This window comes from Glycomyces luteolus (assembly GCF_027622875.1).
Taxonomy (GTDB): domain Bacteria; phylum Actinomycetota; class Actinomycetes; order Mycobacteriales; family Micromonosporaceae; genus Glycomyces; species Glycomyces luteolus.
The window spans coordinates 217,957-234,298 of record NZ_JAPZVP010000007.1 but is presented as its reverse complement, the minus strand read 5'-3'; the positions used below and the strand labels follow the sequence as shown (position 1 = coordinate 234,298).

Sequence of the window (16,342 nt, the reverse complement as noted above, 5' to 3'; positions counted from 1 at the left end):
GTTTCGTCCGCGGGAATAATGCACGGCAGTGCGGCGTCGTATCTGGCGTGCTGTCGTACTCTCGCGGTACGGTTTAGGCACCGTCAAGGTAGAAGGGAACAGCTATGGCAGCGAAGGACTCCGGCGGGCAGTCGCAGTCGCAGCGGTCGCGGCAGGAAGCAGATGCCGAGGCCACCGAGGCCGCTGTAGACCCCGAGATTGCCGAACGCCACGAAGCGATCACCGAAGAAGTAGACGACCTGCTCGACGAGATCGATGAAGTCCTGGAGACCAACTCCGAGGAATTCGTCCGCTCGTTCGTGCAAAAGGGCGGCCAGTAGCAGCCCCCTGCCGGTGACAGGGCCACCTGGTGCGACGCCTACAGGCGCATCAGGGGCCTTGCCCCACCGGAGCCCTCCGGCCCCGCGGGTCCGAAGCGGCCAGCCGCGCATCGTCGGCGCATTTTTCTAAATAGAGGACTAGGGAGGTCATGTCGTGACAGGTCAAGGATTCCCAGGCAAACTGCCCAACGCGTATATGACGGCTGGAACCTCCTCCTTCTCGGAGTTCCTCACGCAGGTGGCACCCGAACTGCTGCCGGGGCGCAGACCCCTGCCGCCCGGCGACTTCGCCGCAGTCAGCGCCCACGCCACCACCATCGTCGCCCTGCGCACGGCAGAAGGCGTCGTCATGGCCGGCGACCGCCGCGCGACCATGGGCAACTACATCTCGAGTCGCGACATCGAGAAGGTCTTCCCGGCCGACGGCTACTCGCTCGTCGGCATCGCGGGCACGGCCGGCCTCGGCATCGAACTGGTCAAGCTCTACCAGCTCGAACTCGAGCACTACGAGAAGATCGAAGGCGCCCCGCTCACCCTGAACGGCAAGGCCAACCGCCTTGCCACCATGCTGCGCGGCAACCTCGGCATCGCCCTCCAGGGCCTCGCCGTCGTCCCCCTCTTCGCCGGGTTCGACGTCGACGCCGCCTCCATCGAAGAAGCCGGGAAGATCTACAGCTTCGACGTCGTCGGCGGCATCTACGCAGAACGCGACTTCGACTCCATCGGCTCCGGCTCCATGTTCGCCAAGAGCTCCCTCAAGAAGCGCTACCGCCGCGACATCGGCACCGATGAAGCCGTCAAGATCGCCGTCGAATCGCTCTACGACGCCGCCGACGACGACTCCGCCACCGGCGGACCCGACCCGACCCGCGACCTCTACCCCGTGGTCATGACCGCCACCGCCGAAGGCTCCAAGCGGATCGATGAGGCCGTCGTGGCCGACGTCGCCCGCGCGGTGATCGCGGCCCGCACCGAGAACCCCTACGGATAAGGAGAGGAGCCGGACATGGCCATGCAGTTCTACACCAGTCCCGAACAGATCATGCGGGACCGGGCCGAGTTCGCCCGCAAGAACATCTCCCGGGGCCGCAACGTCGTGGTGCTCTCCTGCGCCGACGGCGTCCTCCTCGTCGCGGAGAACGTCTCCTCGGCCCTGCACAAGGTCTATGAGCTCTATGACCGCATCGGCTTCGCGGCCGTCGGCAAGTACAACGAGTTCGAGAACCTCCGCACGGCCGGCGTCCGGATGGCCGACCTGCGCGGCTACTCCTACGACCGCCGCGACGTGAACGCCGCCAGCCTCGCCAAGGCCTACGCCCAGACCCTCGGCGCGATCTTCTCGGAGCAGACCAAGCCCTTCGAGGTCGAGATCTGCGTCGCCGGCGTCGGCTCCGGACCCCAGGAGGACGAGCTCTACCGGCTCACCTTCGACGGCTCCATCAACGACGAGCCCGGCTACCTCGCCATGGGCGGCGACGCCGACCAGCTCAAGGAGGTCCTGGCCGAAGGCCACGACTTCGAGGCCCCGCTCGCGGACGCGTTCGCGCTGGCCCTGCGGGCGCTCTCCAGCTCCGGCGGCAGCGGCACGCCCCGCGAGCTGACCAAGGAGGTCCTGGAGGTGGCGGTCCTGGAGCGGGCACGCCCCGGCCGGGCCTTCCGTCGCATCGAGGGCCTGGCCCTGGACGCGCTGCTGGCGAGCCCGGCGGCAGCCGAGCCCAGGGCGGCCCAAGCGCCCGCGGACGAGGCTCCCGACACCGACGAGTCCTGACGACCGCACGCCGGCCGTTCACCGCTTGAGGCCGGGCCGGGCGGGTACCCGCGTCCTCGCGGGCCCGACCGGCCCGGTCGGCAACCGCCGCGAGCGGTCGCCGGATATCACCGACCGACACTCCTTCGAGTACCTGCCGTCCCTCTCAAGTGGACGGCCCGTCCCGGCGGGACCGCATCGAACCAGGTGCATACCGCCGTAAATCGAACAATCTCCATAGTGCCCGTCGCGGTATGGAACCGTTCGACCGCGAGGGGTGTTCTCCTCAACCGAATCGGGGTAGGGTTTCGACATGGACAGGCGCATTTTCGGACTGGAGACCGAATACGGGGTCACTTGCACCTTCAGGGGACAGCGCCGCCTGTCTCCGGACGAAGTGGCCCGCTACCTCTTCAGGCGTGTGGTCTCCTGGGGCCGCTCCTCCAACGTGTTCCTCCGCAACGGCGCCCGCCTCTACCTCGACGTGGGCTCCCACCCCGAGTACGCCACCCCCGAGTGCGACTCGATCGAGGACCTGGTCAAGCACGACCGGGCCGGTGAACGCATCCTCGAAGGCCTCATGATCGACGCCGAGAAGCGCCTCCACGACGAGGGCATCGCGGGGGACATCTACCTGTTCAAGAACAACACCGACTCCGCCGGGAACTCCTACGGCTGCCACGAGAACTACCTGGTCAGCCGCCACGGCGAGTTCGGGCGCCTCGCCGAGGTGCTCATCCCGTTCCTGGTCACCCGCCAGCTCATCTGCGGGGCCGGGAAGGTCCTCCAGACCCCGCGCGGCGCGCGCTTCTGCCTGTCGCAGCGCGCCGAGCACATCTGGGAGGGCGTCTCCTCGGCCACGACCCGCTCGCGGCCGATCATCAATACCCGCGACGAGCCGCACGCCGACGCCGAGCGGTACCGCCGCCTGCACGTCATCGTGGGCGACTCGAACATCAACGAGGTCACCACGATGCTCAAGGTCGGCTCGGCCGACCTGGTGCTGCGGATGATCGAGACCGGTGTGACGATGCGCGACCTCACGCTGGAGAACCCGATCCGGGCGATCCGCGAGATCAGCCACGACACGACGGGCAAGCGCCTGGTGCGCCTGGCGAGCGGCCGCGAGGCGTCGGCGCTGGACATCCAGCGCGAGTACCTCGAGAAGGCCATCGACTTCGTCGACCAGCGCGGCGCCGACGCGGGCACCAAGCGGGTCATCGACCTGTGGGGCCGGGTGCTCCAGGCCGTCGAGTCCGAGGACCTCGACTCGGTCTCGCGCGAGATCGACTGGGTCGCGAAGTACAAGCTCATCGAGCGCTACCGCGAGAAGCGGGGCCTGGCGCTCTCGAGCCCGCGTGTGGCGCAGCTCGACCTGGCGTACCACGACATCCGGCGCGGCCGGGGCCTGCACCACCTCATGGAGAAGCGCGGCGAGGCCGAGCGGATCACGCATGACGTGGAGGTCTTCGAGGCGAAGGAGGTACCGCCGCAGACCACGCGGGCGCGGCTGCGCGGGGAGTTCATCCGCAAGGCGCAGGAGAAGCGCCGCGACTTCACCGTCGACTGGGTGCACTTGAAGCTGAACGACCAGGCGCAGCGCACGGTGCTGTGCAAGGACCCGTTCCGGTCGCGTGACGAGCGGGTCGACAAGCTCATCGCCAGCATGTGAGGCGAGTGATGACGGATCGGAACGACTCCGCAGAGCCGGAGCACGCCGAGGAGCGGAAGCGCGAATCGCCCGGCCGCCGTTCGGACCCGCTGAGCTCCCTCGACCCGGTGGCCGCCTACGAGCGGCGCACGAGCCGGATCCGCGAGGAGATCGCGCGGAACCGCCGTGGCGAGTACACGGTCCCGACCTGGGTCCTGGCGGTCGCCTTGGCGGCGGTCATCGGCCTGTGGGTCCTGGTGCTGTTCGTGCTCTAGCGAATACGAGATCGAGCAACGCCCCGTCTGCGCTGTCGCGCAGACGGGGCGGTTCGCTTCCCGGCGCACGCCGAGAGCGCCATCGGCGCTGGGAAAGGGCCCCCGGTTTCCAAGGCAGCGGGGTGAACCTGAAGCGGAGCTGAAGCAGGAGCGCCGGATGGATCGCGAAGCGGAAGACAACGGCGCATGCCGGCGGTCGGCGCTGCCGCCGGGAAAGGGCCCCCGGTTTCGAAGCTAGCGTGGGGGACCTGAAGTGTTGCGACGGCGGTGAGGGGAGTGGACCTGGGGGCGCCCTCAGTCGCGGCGGGTGGCGATTTGGGCGGCGTGGCGGCCCGCGGCCGCTGCGGCCACGAAGTACACGCGGTCGCGGTCGAGTCCTCTGCCCATGGTGGACAACTTGACTGGGAGGGCCTCCATCGCCTCGACCAGGCCCGAGCAGTCGATCTCGATCTGGCGGTGCCGCTCGGGGAGCTCGCGGAGCTGCCGCCGGATCTTGCCCTCGAGTTCCGCCGGGAGCTCGTCCGGCACCGGCACGTCGGCCGCGGCCAGCGCGACCTTCGCGTACGCCGTCATCGAGTGGTGCGAGACGCCGCGATGGCGTTCGCGCGCATCGCCCTCCGAGATCCGCAGCGACGCCACGGGCCTGCCGCCGAGCACCGCCGCGGCGTTGACCGCCTCGCCCGCGGCGGTCCCCGAGAAGCCCCACACCGTGCCGGTCCCGAGGTTCCCCGGGCCCTGCGCGACGATCGCGATGTCGGCGCCGCCGACGACGCGCGCCGCGATGAGCGCGTTGTGAACGTTCGTCGCTTCGAGGTCCCCGCCGAAGCACTGCCCCGCCGTCACCGTGGTGCACAGCCGATCCGAGAGCTGGTCGAGCTGGCGGGAGAACCACGCCGGGAGTGAACCGCCGTCGGTCATCACGTAGGCGACCCGTGCCTCGGGCGCGGTCGCGTGGATCCCTGCGAGCACCGGCGCGAGCGCCGAGTGCAGGTCCGCCACGACCACCGGCATCCCGCCGAGGTCCTCGCAGGCCTCCACGGCAGCGCGGTGCGGCGAGTCGTCCTCGTCCACGGCCAGGCGCATCGCCTGCATCGGCGTGTACCGGGCCTTGACGATGTGCCCCGGTGCGTCGACGTCGGCCGGGAGCCGGTCCGGCACGGCCACGACCAGCGCGTACCCGCCCGTGCCCAGGCCCTTCGCGATGGCGTTGCAGTTGAGCAGCACCCGGTCGCCGAGCTCGGGGACCCCCACGAGCTCGTCGTAGGCCAGGCCCCGGCACGAGAACGCGTCCTCGCCCTCGCGGGCCTCGACGTCGACTTCCAGCTCGGTGCAGCCGCGCCAACCGCCGCGCACGCCGGTGACAGTCCCGTATCGCCATCTGATCACGCCCGGACATTATCAAGCGCGAACGGCACCGGTGCAGCACGCCGAGCCCCGCCGATCGGCCGCCGTGCGGCGACTCGCGCACCGGCAGGCGTGCTGGCAGCGGCTCCGCCGCCTGGCATAGGCTGGGCGGGTGTCCAACGATCGCACCGAACGACTGGTGAACCTGGTGCTCTGCCTGCTGTCCTCGCGGCGCTTCCAGACCTCCACCAGGATCGCCAGGACCGTCCCCGGCTACGAGCACAACCACGACGACAAGAAGGCCCACGACGCGTTCCAGCGCAAGTTCGAACGCGACAAGGCCGAGCTGCGCCGCATCGGCATCCCGCTCCAGTCGGGCATCGACTACCTCGGCGACGGCGAGCCGGGCTACCGGATCGCGCGCTCGGACTTCGAGCTGCCGCAGATCGAGTTCACCGACGCCGAAGCCGCCGCCGTGGCCGCGGCCGCGCGCCTGTGGCAGCAGCCCGAGCTCCAGTCCGGGTCCTCCGATGCGCTCCGCAAACTCCGGGCCGCCGGCATCGACGTCGAGTCGCACGCCGCCGCGTCCCCGGTCAAGTCCCTGCCCGGTGCCGAGGCGGCCCTCGCGCCGTTCCTCGAAGCGGTCGCCTCCCGGCGCACCGTCGTCTTCGACTACTTCGGCCCGCGCGACGGCGCCGCCCAGCAGCGCCGGATCCAGCCGTGGGGCTGCGCGGCCTGGCGCGGCCGCTGGTACGTCGCCGGGTACGACCTCGACCGCGAAGCCCAGCGCTGCTTCCGGCTCTCGCGCATCAGCGGGAAGGTGCGCCTCACCGGTCCCGAAGGCGCGTTCACGATCCCCGAGGGCGTCGACGTCCTCGCGTTCGCCTCCGCCGCCGACGACCGCCAGCTCCCGTCCCGCGCCACCGTCCTCGTCCGGCCCAAGCGCGCCTGGGGCGTGCGCCGCCGCGCCGACCAGATCGGCCCGCGCACCCCCGAAGGCGACCAGGCCTGCTTTTCCTACACCGACACCGCCGCGACCGCCGCCTGGCTGGCCTCGTTCGGCGCCGACGTCCTCGTCACCGACCCGCCCGAACTGGTCAAGGAGACCATCGCGTGCCTGCAGGCCCTCGCCGACGACAAGGAGACACCGTGACCCAGAACCGGCTCGCCCGCCTCCTCAACCTCGTCCCGTACCTCGTCGCCCGCCCCGAAGGCGTCCCGATCGCTGAGCTCGCCGCGGACTTCGGCGTCGACGCCGACCAGATCCAGTCCGACCTCACCATGCTGTGGATGTGCGGCCTGCCCGGTTACGGCCCCGGCGACCTGATCGACATCGCCTTCGACGCCGACGAGGTCCGCGTGCTCTTCGCCGCCGGCATGGACCGCCCGGTCCGACTCGCCGCGCACGAGGCCCTCGCGCTCTCGGTCGCCCTGCGGGTCCTCGCCGACACGCCCGGCGTCGGCGACCGCGCCGCCATCGCCTCCGCGCTCGACAAGCTCGCCGCCGCCGCGGGCGAGATCCCCGCCGACGTCACCGTCCGCGACACCGTCACCGACCCGCAGGCCGAACGCTATGCGGCGCTCGTCGCCTCCGGTCACGCCGCCCGCATCACCTACTACTCGGCGAGTCGCGACACCACCTCCGAACGCGTCGTCGACCCCATCGAGGTCGTCGCCGCCGACGGCCACGCCTACCTGCGCGCCTGGTGCCGCACCGCGGGGGAGATCCGCCAGTTCCGCATCGACCGGATCGACGCCTGCTCCGAACTCGACGAGCCCTCGGAACCGCTGCGCCTCACCAACCAGCCCGCGCCCACCGCGTTCCTCGCCTCCGAGCTGCCGCGCATCCAGCTGCTCCTGGGGCCCGGCGCCAAGACCGTCACCGACGCCTACCCGTGCGACGAGATCGTCGGCGAGCCCGACGGCCGCCGCCGCGTCACCATGCGCGTGCGCGACCTCGACTGGGCCCGCCGCTTCGTCCTCGGCCTCGGCGGCGACGCCGAGGTCCTCGCCCCCGCCGAACTGCGCGACGCCGTCCGCCAGACCGCCGGCGCCGCGCTGGCCCGGTACCAGCCCGCCTGAGCCACGCCGACCCGCCCGCCCGGGCCCGCTCGTCCCCAGCGGCGCCCGGCGCTAGACTGACCCGATGATCTGGGCGATATCGGTCGTGCTGGCACTCGCCGGACTCGTGCTCCTGGCAATCTCCGCCACACGCCTCCTCGACGGCCTCAAACAACTCCGATTCGGCCTCGAACGCGTCCAAGAGCGCGCCGGCGAGCTACAGGACCTGCAGGAACGTCTGAATGCGACGCTCGCCGAAGCCGAACGGACCGCCGCGGCACTGCCCAAAAAGTGACGCACCACCGTCACCGCCGCCACATTCTGATAAAGATCAGGGTTCCCGAAGGCTCCAGTGTTGACGGAAGTGTCAAACGTCGGTCATGCTTGTCCGGCTCGACGATGTCGTAGCCACGCCACCGCAGGTGAACCCGGTACCAAGCCGAGACTCAGCCTCCGTGGCAGCCGCCTTCCAAGCGGCATACGATGGTTAACGTCACCGACATATATCCGGAGGGACCGAACAATGGGTGCATTGAAGCCCTGGCACATCATCATTCTCGTCGTTGTCATCTTGCTGGTGTTCGGCTCCAGGAAGCTTCCCGACATGGCGCGTGGTCTGGGTCGCTCCATGCGGATCCTCAAGTCGGAGACTGAGGCCATGAAGAAGGACGGGGCCAACCCGGACGAGGACGGCGACACCCGCGCTGAGCCCAAGCACACGCGTGAGCCGCTCGACCCGCCGACGCCGGTCAACGAGTCCGTGATCGACGGCGAATCGGTCGACCACAAGAAGACCCGCTAGCCCGGATCCGGTCGTTACGCATATGGCTGACGAACCACCGCGGCGCGAGGGCAGACGAAAGTCGAAGTTCCAGCGCGCCGCCGACGGCTCCATGACGCTCATGGAGCACATCCAGGACCTCCGCTCGCGCCTGCTCGTCGCGGTCATCGTGATCCTGGTCGGCACGGCGGTCGCCTTCTACTTCTCCGAGACGGTCATCAAGTTCCTGGCCGACCCGTACTGCACCTCGCTCGGAACGACGGGACAGGAGACCGGCGACGGGGCCAAGTGCCAGGCGGTGCTGAACTCGCCGATCTCGCACATCGCCCTGTCACTGAAGATCTCGCTGTACATCGCGCTGGTCGGCACGGCTCCGGTCTGGCTCTACCAGCTGTGGGCGTTCATCGCGCCCGGCCTGCACCGCAACGAGCGCAAGTACGCCTACCTGTTCATCTCGATCGCCGCGCCGCTGTTCCTGGCCGGCGCGGTCCTGGCGTACTTCGTGGTCGCCCACGGCATGGAGTTCATCATGCTGCTGGCGAGCCAGGACTTCGTCATCCTGCTGAATCTCGAGGACTACCTCAACTTCTTCCTGTCAGTGATGATGGTCTTCGGCATCGGCTTCGAGTTCCCGCTGATCATGTTGATGCTCAACGTGATCGGACTGGTCAACGCCAAGCAGATGCTCGGCTGGTGGCGGATCGTGGTCCTGGTGAGCTTCATCTTCACCGCGGTCTTCACACCGACGCCCGACCCGTTCGGCATGACGGCGCTCGCGATCTGCATGCTCATCCTGTACCTGGGAGCCTGCGGTGTCGCCTATCTCAACGACAAGCGCAAGGGCATCGTCTACGACGACGACAACCTCGATGACGAAGAGGCCAGCGACATCGGTCCCTCGGACGACTTGACCGCCACCGCGGACATCGCGGCCGGCGGGCTCGACGACGATGACTACCCCGGCGAGCCCGAACGGCGCGGCCGCTTCGGACGCCGCGTCGAAGGCTACGACGACATCACCTGAGTCCGCTGAGGACGAAGGTCGAGCATTGAGGAAGGGCCCCACCGTGAAAGCGGTGGGGCCCTTCCAGTGTCCATTCGCGCGCTCTAGCAGCCGCCGCGTACCAGCCGCAGGACCGCGTCGAGGCCGACGATCCGGCCCGCCTCGGCGTGCGGCACCAGGTAGCAGCGGGCGCCGACCCGCGACGCCCCGGCGTCGGCCATCGTGTCGCCCACCATGAGCACGCGGCTCGGCTCGACGTCGAGCGCGTGGCAGGCGGCGTAGAAGATCTTCTCGTCCGGCTTGCAGTAGCCGACCTCGTAGGACAGCACCCACTCGTCGATGAACCGGTCGATGCCCAAGCGGCGCAGGATCGGCCGCGCGTCGAAACCGATGTTCGAAACCAGCGCGATCGGGTACCCCTGGGCCTTCAGCGAGACGAGCGTGCCGATCGTGTCGGCGAACGCGACCCAGCCCTCAGGGGAGGCCATGCGGTCGTAGAGCGCCTCGGCCAGGCCCTCGAACACGCCGTGCGCCTGCGCCGCGAGCTCGGAGTACGCCTCGCGGTGGGCCTCTTCGTCAAGGTCGCGGTCAGCCCAGGCGTCGGCGAAGTGGGGACGCACCCGCGGCTCCATGCCCGAGCCGGGCCAGCCCTGCGCGCCGATGGCGTCCGCTAGAGCGGTCACCGCGAGCGGATGGAGCTGCCGTCCGCAGGACTCGGCCGCGAGCGATACCGAGCGGGTCAGCGGTTCGAGCTGCGCCAAGGTGCCGTGGAAATCGAACAGGACCGCGTCGACCCCTCCGCGTCCCGCATCGTCATCTCCTGGTGAGGAATCCCGGTGCACAAACGGACGATACCCGGCCGTGTAGGCGTCGTCACAGCCGGGTACGGAACCCGCGTTACCGGAGTGCCCTTGTCGGGGCGGCAGACTAGTGTTGAGACCATGGTTACCGCCGACGTGCCCTACGCCGACGACCGCTCCCCGGCCCAACGCCACGCCGCCGCGCAGGCGCGCCGGCAGTGGCCTCAGCTGGCGGCCTTCGCAGGGGACTACCCGTTCGAACTCGACGACTTCCAAGTCGAGGCCTGCCGCATCCTCGAGAGCGGCCACGGCGTGCTCGTGTGCGCGCCCACGGGCGCCGGCAAGACCGTGGTGGGCGAGTTCGCCGTGCACCTGGCGCTGGCCGAGGGCGCGAAGTGCTTCTACACCACCCCCATCAAGGCGCTGTCGAACCAGAAGTTCAACGACCTCGTCGCCGCGCACGGCGCCGAGAACGTCGGCCTGCTGACGGGCGACACCGTCGTCAACGGCGAGGCCCCGATCGTCGTCATGACGACCGAGGTCCTGCGCAACATGATCTACGCGGGCTCCTCCACCCTGCATGGACTGCGCTATGTGGTCATGGACGAGGTGCACTACCTCGCCGACCGCTTCCGCGGAGCCGTGTGGGAGGAGATCATCATCGAACTCCCGCAAGAGGTCCGGGTCGTCTCCCTCTCGGCGACGGTCTCGAACGCCGAGGAGTTCGGCGACTGGCTCAAGAGCGTCCGCGGCTCCACTGAGGTCGTCGTCTCCGAGACGCGGCCGGTCCCGCTGTGGCAGCACATGATGATCGGCGGCGCGCTGCTCGACCTGTTCGAGCCCGACGGCGACTACGTCTCCAAGGAACTGCTCAAAAAGGACGCCCGGGCGCGTGAGCGCAACGAGGGCCGCACCGGCGGGCGGCGCCGCGGCGGACGCCCCTATGTGGACCGCGGCCGGGTGATCTCGCGTCTCGACCAGGCCGCCCTGCTGCCGGCCATCTACTTCATCTTCTCCCGCGCCGGATGCGATGCGGCCGTGGACGAATGCGTCCGCGCCGGGCTGCGGCTCACCGACGGGCGCGAACGCGACGAGATCGTCGAATACGCGACCGGCTCGGTCGCCCACATCGACCCCGCCGACCTCGAAGCCGTCGGCTTCGACCGGTGGCTCGCGGGCCTCGCGGCCGGGATCGCCGCCCACCACGCCGGGCTCCTCCCGGTGTTCAAGGAGGTCGTCGAGAAGCTCTTCGAGCGCGGCCTGCTCAAGGCCGTGTTCGCCACCGAGACGCTCGCGCTGGGCATCAACATGCCCGCGCGGTCGGTGGTCCTGGAGCGGCTCATCAAGTACGACGGCTCCGACCACGTCATGCTCACCCCCGGCCAGTACACGCAGCTCACAGGGCGCGCGGGGCGGCGCGGCATCGACGTCGAGGGCCACGCCGTCACCGTCTGGGCCGAGGACGTGCGCCCGAAGGAGCTCGCCGGGCTCGCCTCCAAGCGCACCTATCCGCTCAACTCCAGCTTCGCGCCCTCCTACAACATGGCCGTCAACCTCATCGGCGCCGCCGGAGTCGAACGCGCCCAAGAGGTCCTGGCCTCCTCCTTCGCGCAGTTCCAGTCCGACTCCGAGGCCGTCCACATCGCCGAGCAGGCCCGCACGCTCAACCGCCGCGCGGCCGAGGCGGCCGAAGGCGCCGAGTGCCACCTGGGCGACTTCCTCGCCTACTACGACCTCACCCAGCAGCTCTCGCAGGCCGAACGCGGCGCGCAGAAGCGCCGCAAGGGCGCCCTGCGCGACGAGGCCCGCACCAGCCTCGAGAAGCTCCGCGCCGGCGACGTCATCTGGATCTCCCGCGGCAAACGCACCGGCTGGGCCGTGTTCCTGCGCCCGACCGGCGGCTCGCGCCACCACGACCCGCGCTGGGCGGTGCTCACCGCCGACGGCTGGACCGGCACGCTCGAGAGCTCGGCGTTCGACGGCGGCGTCGAGGTCGCCACCCGCATCCGCATGCCCAAGCGCTTCGAGCGCCGCGACCCCAAAGCCCGCTCCGACCTCGCCTCGAGCCTGCGCGAGGCCACCCGGGACCGCTCGCGGCCGACCCGCCGCGGCGGCGCCGCCGAGACCCCCGAGATCGCGCGGCTGCGCGAAGAGGTCAAGGCCCACCCGTGCCGCCTCTGCCCCGACGCCGGGCAGCACACCGTGCACGCCTCCCGCTGGGCGCGGCTCAAGCGCGAGGGCGAGCTGCTGCGCCGCCGCTCCGAGCGCCGCGAGCACTCCCTGGCGCGGCAGTTCACGGCCGTGCGCGAGGTCCTCAGCGAGTTCGGCTACCTCGACGGTGAGACCGTCACCAGCGACGGGCGGCTGCTGCGCAACCTGTTCGTGGAGACGGACCTGCTGGTGGCGCAATGCCTGCGCGACGGCATCTGGGAGGGCCTGGACGCGCCTGCTCTCGCGGCGATCGCGTCGACGGTGATCTACGAGTCCCGCTTCGAGGAGGACGAGTTCTTCGTGGCGGTGCCCGGCCCGATCACGGAGCCGGTCCAGAAGACGGTGCGGCGCTGGGAGGCGATCCGGCGCGCGGAGAACACGCGGGGCCTGTCGCTGATCTCGCGCCCGCAGATGGGACTGGCCTGGCCGATCTACCGGTGGACCAACGGCGAGGAGCTGTCGAAGGCGCTGGCCGCCGCTGACGGCCCCTGGCCGATGCCCGGCGGCGACTTCGTGCGGTGGGCGCGGCGTACGGCCGACCTGCTGCACCAAATGGGGACTGCTGCAAGATATATCGGCACCGAGTCATCCAATCAGCTCGCCGACGCCGCCTACGACGCGGTGGACGCGATCCGCCGCGGCGTCGTCGCCGACGTCTGAGACCCGGCCCGTGGCCCATTCGGCCGCCCGCGGGGCGGGCGGCCGCGCTGAACGTGCGGTGAGTCAGGCCGTTTCGAGGGCGATGGCCTCGTGGAACCGCTTGAGCGCCGAGCCGACGCCCCATTCGGCCGCGAGGGCTTCGACCCGCTCAGGGTCCTTCGGTGCCTTCGGCAGGGTCGCGTCGACCAGCGGGACGTCGACATCGGTGACCGCGGTCGAGGTCTTCACGGCCAGGTCGAGGTAGTCGGCGGCCTCGGTGATCGCCTTGCGCTGGCGCTCAGGGAGGTCCGAGCCGTCCTCGGCCGCGGCGGCCTTCAGGCCCGCGATGCCGCCGTACGTGTTCACCAGCGTCACCGCGGTCTTCGCGCCGATGCCCTTGACCCCGGGCAGCCCGTCGGACGGGTCGCCGCGCAGGACCGCGAAGTCCACGTAGTGCTCAGGGGCGACGCCGAACTTGGTCGCGACGGCCTCGCCGTCGAACAATTCCGCCTTAGATATCCCGCGTGCGAGGTAAACGACCTTCCGGTTGTGTTCGTCGTCGACGAGCTGGAACAGGTCCCGGTCGCCGGTCACCACGACCACCGGCTCGGCGGTGCGCGCCGCCAGCGTCGCGATCACGTCGTCGGCCTCGAACTCGGGGTGCGTCGCCGTTGCGACGCCCAGGGCCGGGAGCAGCGCCTCGATGGCCGCGACCTGGTCGTCGAGGCCCTCCGGGGTGTCCTCCGAGCCGTCGGGCAGCGCCCGTGCGGCCTTGTATGCCGGCATGAGGTCGAGGCGCCAACCGGGCCGCCAGTTGCCCTCCAGGCAGCACACCATCCCGGTGGGGGAGTACTTGCGCGCCAACACGGCCAGGCCGTCGAAGAAGCCCCGCACCGCCCCCGAGCGCCGCCCGTCCGGGGCCTTGATCGAGGAGGGGAGCCCGTAGTAGGCGCGGTACCACAGCGAGGCGGCGTCGATGAGCATGAGCATGTCCACCACTGTCTCACGGGCGCCCGACACCGTGTGAGAACGCCGATTCGACGGCCTGTTTAGTGCGAAACCTGCCACATTTTCCACCAGCTGGAACAACGATGAGGGGGTCCGACCGGAATGATCAGCGAATCAGCGAACTATGAGGAGCCCTCAGGTGAACACCAACGCCCGCCGCGCCGCTGCCGCCCTGGCCCTGATCGGGACCGGGCTGGCCGCCGTCGCCTGCACGTCCGACTCCGGCGACGACTCCACTCTGACCGTCTGCACGAACGTCCCGTTCGAGCCCTTCGAGTACATGGACGGCAGCGAGTACGTCGGCTTCGACATGGACCTCATGCAGCTCCTCGCCGAGCGCCTCGACCAGACCGTCGAGATCGTCGAGATCGACTTCGACTCCATCGGCTCGGGCTCGGCCCTGAACGCCGGCACCTGCGACATCGCCGCCGCGGGCCTCACCATCACCGAGGAGCGCCAGGAGGCCATGGGCATGTCCCAGGCCTACTACCGCGCCGACCAGGCCCTCGTCGTCCCCGCCGGCTCGTCCGTCGCCGGCCTCGAGGACCTCTCCGGCCTGCAGGTCGCCGTCCAGTCCGGCACCACCGGCGAGACCTACGCCGAGGAGCACGCCCAAGAGTACGGCTACGAGCCCGTCGCCTTCGAGACCATGGGCGACATCGCCTCCTCGCTCTCCTCGGGCGGCGTCGACGCTTCGATCGCCGACCTCGCCACCTGGAGCGCCATGATCGGCGACGGCACCGACTTCACGCTCGTGCAGCCCATCGAGACCGCCGAGCACTACGGCTTCGCCGTCCAGAAGGACAACAAGGAGCTGCTCGACGAGGTCAACGCCATGCTCGACCAGGCCTTCGAGGACGGCACCTACGCGGAGCTCTACGAGAAGTGGATCGGCGAGCCCTACACCGGGGACGCCGGTCAGTAGTGGACGCCGAGACCGAAACCCTCGACCGCCGCATGACGCCCGCGCGGCGGCAGCGGCTCGCGCGAGCCATCCAGTACACGGTGCTCGCCGCGATCGTGGTCGTCCTGGCGGTCGTGGCCGACTGGGGCCGCATCGCCGACTCGTTCTTCCAGATCGACATCGCCGCCGCGATGTTCCCGGCGGTGTGGACGCCGTTCTGGAACACGATCGTCTACACCCTGCTCGCGTTCGTGTTCGGCATGGTCGTCGGCGTGCCGATCGCGCTCATGCGCGTCTCCGCCTTCGGCCCCTACCGGTGGTTCGCCACCGGCTACGTCGAGATCTTCCGCGGCCTGCCCGCGCTGCTGGTGCTGTTCCTCGTCGGCTTCGGTGTGCCGCAGGCCTTCCCGGGCATCCAGTACCCCGGCGGGGTCTACGGCCAGGTCGCCATCGGCCTGGGCCTGACCTCCTCCGCCTACATCGCCGAGAGCGTGCGCGCCGGCATCCAGGCCGTCCCCAAAGGACAGGTCGAGGCGGCCCGATCGCTGGGCATGAGCCACACCCGCACCATGATCACCGTCGTCCTGCCGCAGGCGCTGCGGATCGTCATCCCGCCGCTCACGAACGAGCTCGTGATGCTCACCAAGGACTCCAGCCTCGTGTTCGTCCTCGGCGTCACCACGTCGACGATGGAGCTGTCCAAGTTCGCCCGCAACGAGCTGACCGCCAACGCCAACGCGACCCCGCTGCTGGTCGGCGGCCTGCTCTACCTGCTGCTGACCATCCCGCTCGGTCTGCTGGCCCGCCGACTGGAGAAGCGAGGAGAACCCCGATGAACACCGAAGCGACGCCGATCGTCGAGATCCAGGGACTGTACAAGCGCTTCGGTGACAACGAGGTCCTCAAAGGCATCGACCTCGAGATCGCCGAAGGCGAAGTGGTGTGCCTCATCGGCCCCTCCGGGTCCGGCAAGTCCACGCTGCTGCGCTGCGTCAACCTCCTGGAGACCCCCACCGAAGGCACCATCGCCGCCGCCGGGCACGACATGACCGGCCCCGACGCCGACCTCGACCTCGCCCGCCGCGACATCGGCATGGTCTTCCAGCACTTCAACCTCTTCAGCCACATGACGATCCTCGACAACCTCGTCGTGCCCCAGGTGCGCGTGTGCAAGATCCCCAAGGCGAAAGCCGTCGCCGAGGCCCGGCGGCTCCTCGCCGAGGTCGGCATCGAAGGCAAGGAGCAGGCGAAGCCCTCGCAGCTGTCCGGCGGGCAGCAGCAGCGCGTCGCCATCGCCCGCGCGCTCGCCGTCAAACCCCGGCTCATGCTCTTCGACGAGCCCACCAGCGCCCTCGACCCCGAAATCGTCGGCGAGGTCCTCTCAGTCATGAAGGGCCTTGCGGCCGAAGGCATGACGATGCTCGTGGTCACGCACGAGATGAGCTTCGCGCGCGAGGTCGCCGACCGGGTGCTGTTCCTCGACGGCGGCGTCATCGTCGAGTCCGGGCCGCCCGCCGAAGTCCTCTCGAACCCGAAGACCGAACGGGCCCGCAGCTTCCTCCACCGCGTCCTGCACCCCGTCGACTGACATCATGGGA

Annotated in this window: 17 protein-coding genes; 14 read left to right on the top strand and 3 right to left on the bottom strand. The window is 69.8% G+C overall.

What is annotated here, in order from left to right:
• The first annotated feature begins 104 nt into the window (after positions 1 to 104).
• The 5 genes from O1R50_RS11460 to O1R50_RS11440 all read left to right on the top strand — a co-directional run bounded on the left by O1R50_RS11460 (position 105) and on the right by O1R50_RS11440 (position 3,993).
• Entirely contained in the window at positions 105 to 320 is a 216-nt protein-coding gene (locus tag O1R50_RS11460) for a ubiquitin-like protein Pup (RefSeq protein ID WP_030155908.1), read from the top strand.
• Positions 321 to 516: 196 nt separating this feature from the next.
• A complete protein-coding gene (gene prcB / locus O1R50_RS11455; RefSeq protein WP_270110155.1) occupies positions 517 to 1,311 on the top strand; it encodes a proteasome subunit beta in 795 nt (264 codons plus the stop codon).
• A gap of 15 nt (positions 1,312 to 1,326) precedes the next feature.
• The gene (gene prcA / locus O1R50_RS11450) at positions 1,327 to 2,088 is read left to right on the top strand and encodes a proteasome subunit alpha (RefSeq protein WP_270110154.1); all 762 of its coding nucleotides are present in this window, start codon (positions 1,327 to 1,329) and stop codon (positions 2,086 to 2,088) included.
• A 292-nt stretch (positions 2,089 to 2,380) separates the two neighbouring features.
• Positions 2,381 to 3,739, top strand: coding sequence for a Pup--protein ligase (gene pafA / locus O1R50_RS11445; protein WP_205327493.1), 1,359 nt, complete (start codon positions 2,381 to 2,383; stop codon positions 3,737 to 3,739).
• Between the two features lie 8 nt (positions 3,740 to 3,747).
• On the top strand, positions 3,748 to 3,993 hold the full coding sequence (locus O1R50_RS11440; protein ID WP_270110153.1) for a hypothetical protein: 246 nt from the start codon (positions 3,748 to 3,750) through the stop codon (positions 3,991 to 3,993).
• 294 nt (positions 3,994 to 4,287) lie between these two features.
• Here O1R50_RS11440 and O1R50_RS11435 read toward each other — a convergent pair whose 3' ends face one another.
• Positions 4,288 to 5,379 carry a DUF3866 family protein gene (locus O1R50_RS11435; protein ID WP_270110152.1) on the bottom strand — a complete coding sequence of 364 codons (1,092 nt, stop codon included), beginning with the start codon at positions 5,377 to 5,379 and terminating at the stop codon, positions 4,288 to 4,290.
• Positions 5,380 to 5,509: 130 nt separating this feature from the next.
• Here O1R50_RS11435 and O1R50_RS11430 point away from each other — a divergent pair, with 130 nt between their 5' ends.
• The 5 genes from O1R50_RS11430 (at position 5,510) to tatC (ending at position 9,203) form a co-directional block, all read left to right on the top strand.
• Positions 5,510 to 6,490 carry a helix-turn-helix transcriptional regulator gene (locus tag O1R50_RS11430; protein WP_270110150.1) on the top strand — a complete coding sequence of 327 codons (981 nt, stop codon included), beginning with the start codon at positions 5,510 to 5,512 and terminating at the stop codon, positions 6,488 to 6,490.
• On the top strand, positions 6,487 to 7,419 hold the full coding sequence (locus O1R50_RS11425; protein WP_270110149.1) for a helix-turn-helix transcriptional regulator: 933 nt from the start codon (positions 6,487 to 6,489) through the stop codon (positions 7,417 to 7,419). Before O1R50_RS11430 ends, O1R50_RS11425 begins: the two co-directional genes overlap by 4 nt.
• Before the next feature lie 64 nt (positions 7,420 to 7,483).
• On the top strand, positions 7,484 to 7,693 hold the full coding sequence (locus O1R50_RS11420; RefSeq protein WP_270110148.1) for a hypothetical protein: 210 nt from the start codon (positions 7,484 to 7,486) through the stop codon (positions 7,691 to 7,693).
• A gap of 228 nt (positions 7,694 to 7,921) precedes the next feature.
• Entirely contained in the window at positions 7,922 to 8,200 is a 279-nt protein-coding gene (gene tatA / locus O1R50_RS11415; RefSeq protein WP_270110147.1) for a Sec-independent protein translocase subunit TatA, read from the top strand.
• A gap of 22 nt (positions 8,201 to 8,222) precedes the next feature.
• Positions 8,223 to 9,203 (top strand): twin-arginine translocase subunit TatC, encoded by a 981-nt coding sequence (tatC, locus tag O1R50_RS11410; RefSeq protein WP_270110146.1) that lies wholly within the window; start codon positions 8,223 to 8,225, stop codon positions 9,201 to 9,203.
• 83 nt (positions 9,204 to 9,286) lie between these two features.
• Here the strand turns inward: tatC and O1R50_RS11405 are convergent, their stop codons facing one another.
• Positions 9,287 to 10,024, bottom strand: coding sequence for an HAD family hydrolase (locus O1R50_RS11405; protein WP_270110145.1), 738 nt, complete (start codon positions 10,022 to 10,024; stop codon positions 9,287 to 9,289).
• Between the two features lie 99 nt (positions 10,025 to 10,123).
• Between O1R50_RS11405 and O1R50_RS11400 the strand changes: the two genes are divergently transcribed.
• Positions 10,124 to 12,853: a DEAD/DEAH box helicase gene (locus tag O1R50_RS11400; RefSeq protein ID WP_270110144.1), complete on the top strand. Its 2,730-nt coding sequence runs from the start codon at positions 10,124 to 10,126 to the stop codon at positions 12,851 to 12,853.
• 63 nt (positions 12,854 to 12,916) lie between these two features.
• Here O1R50_RS11400 and O1R50_RS11395 read toward each other — a convergent pair whose 3' ends face one another.
• Positions 12,917 to 13,822 (bottom strand): 5'-3' exonuclease, encoded by a 906-nt coding sequence (locus O1R50_RS11395; RefSeq protein WP_270110143.1) that lies wholly within the window; start codon positions 13,820 to 13,822, stop codon positions 12,917 to 12,919.
• A gap of 157 nt (positions 13,823 to 13,979) precedes the next feature.
• Between O1R50_RS11395 and O1R50_RS11390 the strand changes: the two genes are divergently transcribed.
• The 3 genes from O1R50_RS11390 to O1R50_RS11380 are packed head-to-tail and all read left to right on the top strand — an operon-like array spanning position 13,980 to position 16,332.
• A complete protein-coding gene (locus tag O1R50_RS11390) occupies positions 13,980 to 14,765 on the top strand; it encodes a transporter substrate-binding domain-containing protein (RefSeq protein ID WP_270110142.1) in 786 nt (261 codons plus the stop codon).
• Positions 14,766 to 14,797: 32 nt separating this feature from the next.
• On the top strand, positions 14,798 to 15,580 hold the full coding sequence (locus tag O1R50_RS11385; RefSeq protein ID WP_408612675.1) for an amino acid ABC transporter permease: 783 nt from the start codon (positions 14,798 to 14,800) through the stop codon (positions 15,578 to 15,580).
• Entirely contained in the window at positions 15,577 to 16,332 is a 756-nt protein-coding gene (locus O1R50_RS11380; protein WP_270110140.1) for an amino acid ABC transporter ATP-binding protein, read from the top strand. Before O1R50_RS11385 ends, O1R50_RS11380 begins: the two co-directional genes overlap by 4 nt.
• Positions 16,333 to 16,342: the final 10 nt, after the last annotated feature.

Bases quoted from the DNA above. Each gene is read 5' to 3' on its own strand.
- O1R50_RS11460 (WP_030155908.1), top strand. From the start codon at position 105: ATGGCAGCGAAGGACTCCGGCGGGCAGTCGCAGTCGCAGCGGTCGCGG.
- O1R50_RS11440 (WP_270110153.1), top strand. From the start codon at position 3,748: ATGACGGATCGGAACGACTCCGCAGAGCCGGAGCACGCCGAGGAGCGG.
- tatA (WP_270110147.1), top strand. From the start codon at position 7,922: ATGGGTGCATTGAAGCCCTGGCACATCATCATTCTCGTCGTTGTCATC.
- prcB (WP_270110155.1), top strand. From the start codon at position 517: ATGACGGCTGGAACCTCCTCCTTCTCGGAGTTCCTCACGCAGGTGGCA.
- pafA (WP_205327493.1), top strand. From the start codon at position 2,381: ATGGACAGGCGCATTTTCGGACTGGAGACCGAATACGGGGTCACTTGC.
- O1R50_RS11385 (WP_408612675.1), top strand. From the start codon at position 14,798: ATGACGCCCGCGCGGCGGCAGCGGCTCGCGCGAGCCATCCAGTACACG.
- O1R50_RS11400 (WP_270110144.1), top strand. From the start codon at position 10,124: ATGGTTACCGCCGACGTGCCCTACGCCGACGACCGCTCCCCGGCCCAA.
- O1R50_RS11380 (WP_270110140.1), top strand. From the start codon at position 15,577: ATGAACACCGAAGCGACGCCGATCGTCGAGATCCAGGGACTGTACAAG.
- O1R50_RS11395 (WP_270110143.1), bottom strand. From the start codon at position 13,822: ATGCTCATGCTCATCGACGCCGCCTCGCTGTGGTACCGCGCCTACTAC.
- prcA (WP_270110154.1), top strand. From the start codon at position 1,327: ATGGCCATGCAGTTCTACACCAGTCCCGAACAGATCATGCGGGACCGG.
- tatC (WP_270110146.1), top strand. From the start codon at position 8,223: ATGGCTGACGAACCACCGCGGCGCGAGGGCAGACGAAAGTCGAAGTTC.
- O1R50_RS11420 (WP_270110148.1), top strand. From the start codon at position 7,484: ATGATCTGGGCGATATCGGTCGTGCTGGCACTCGCCGGACTCGTGCTC.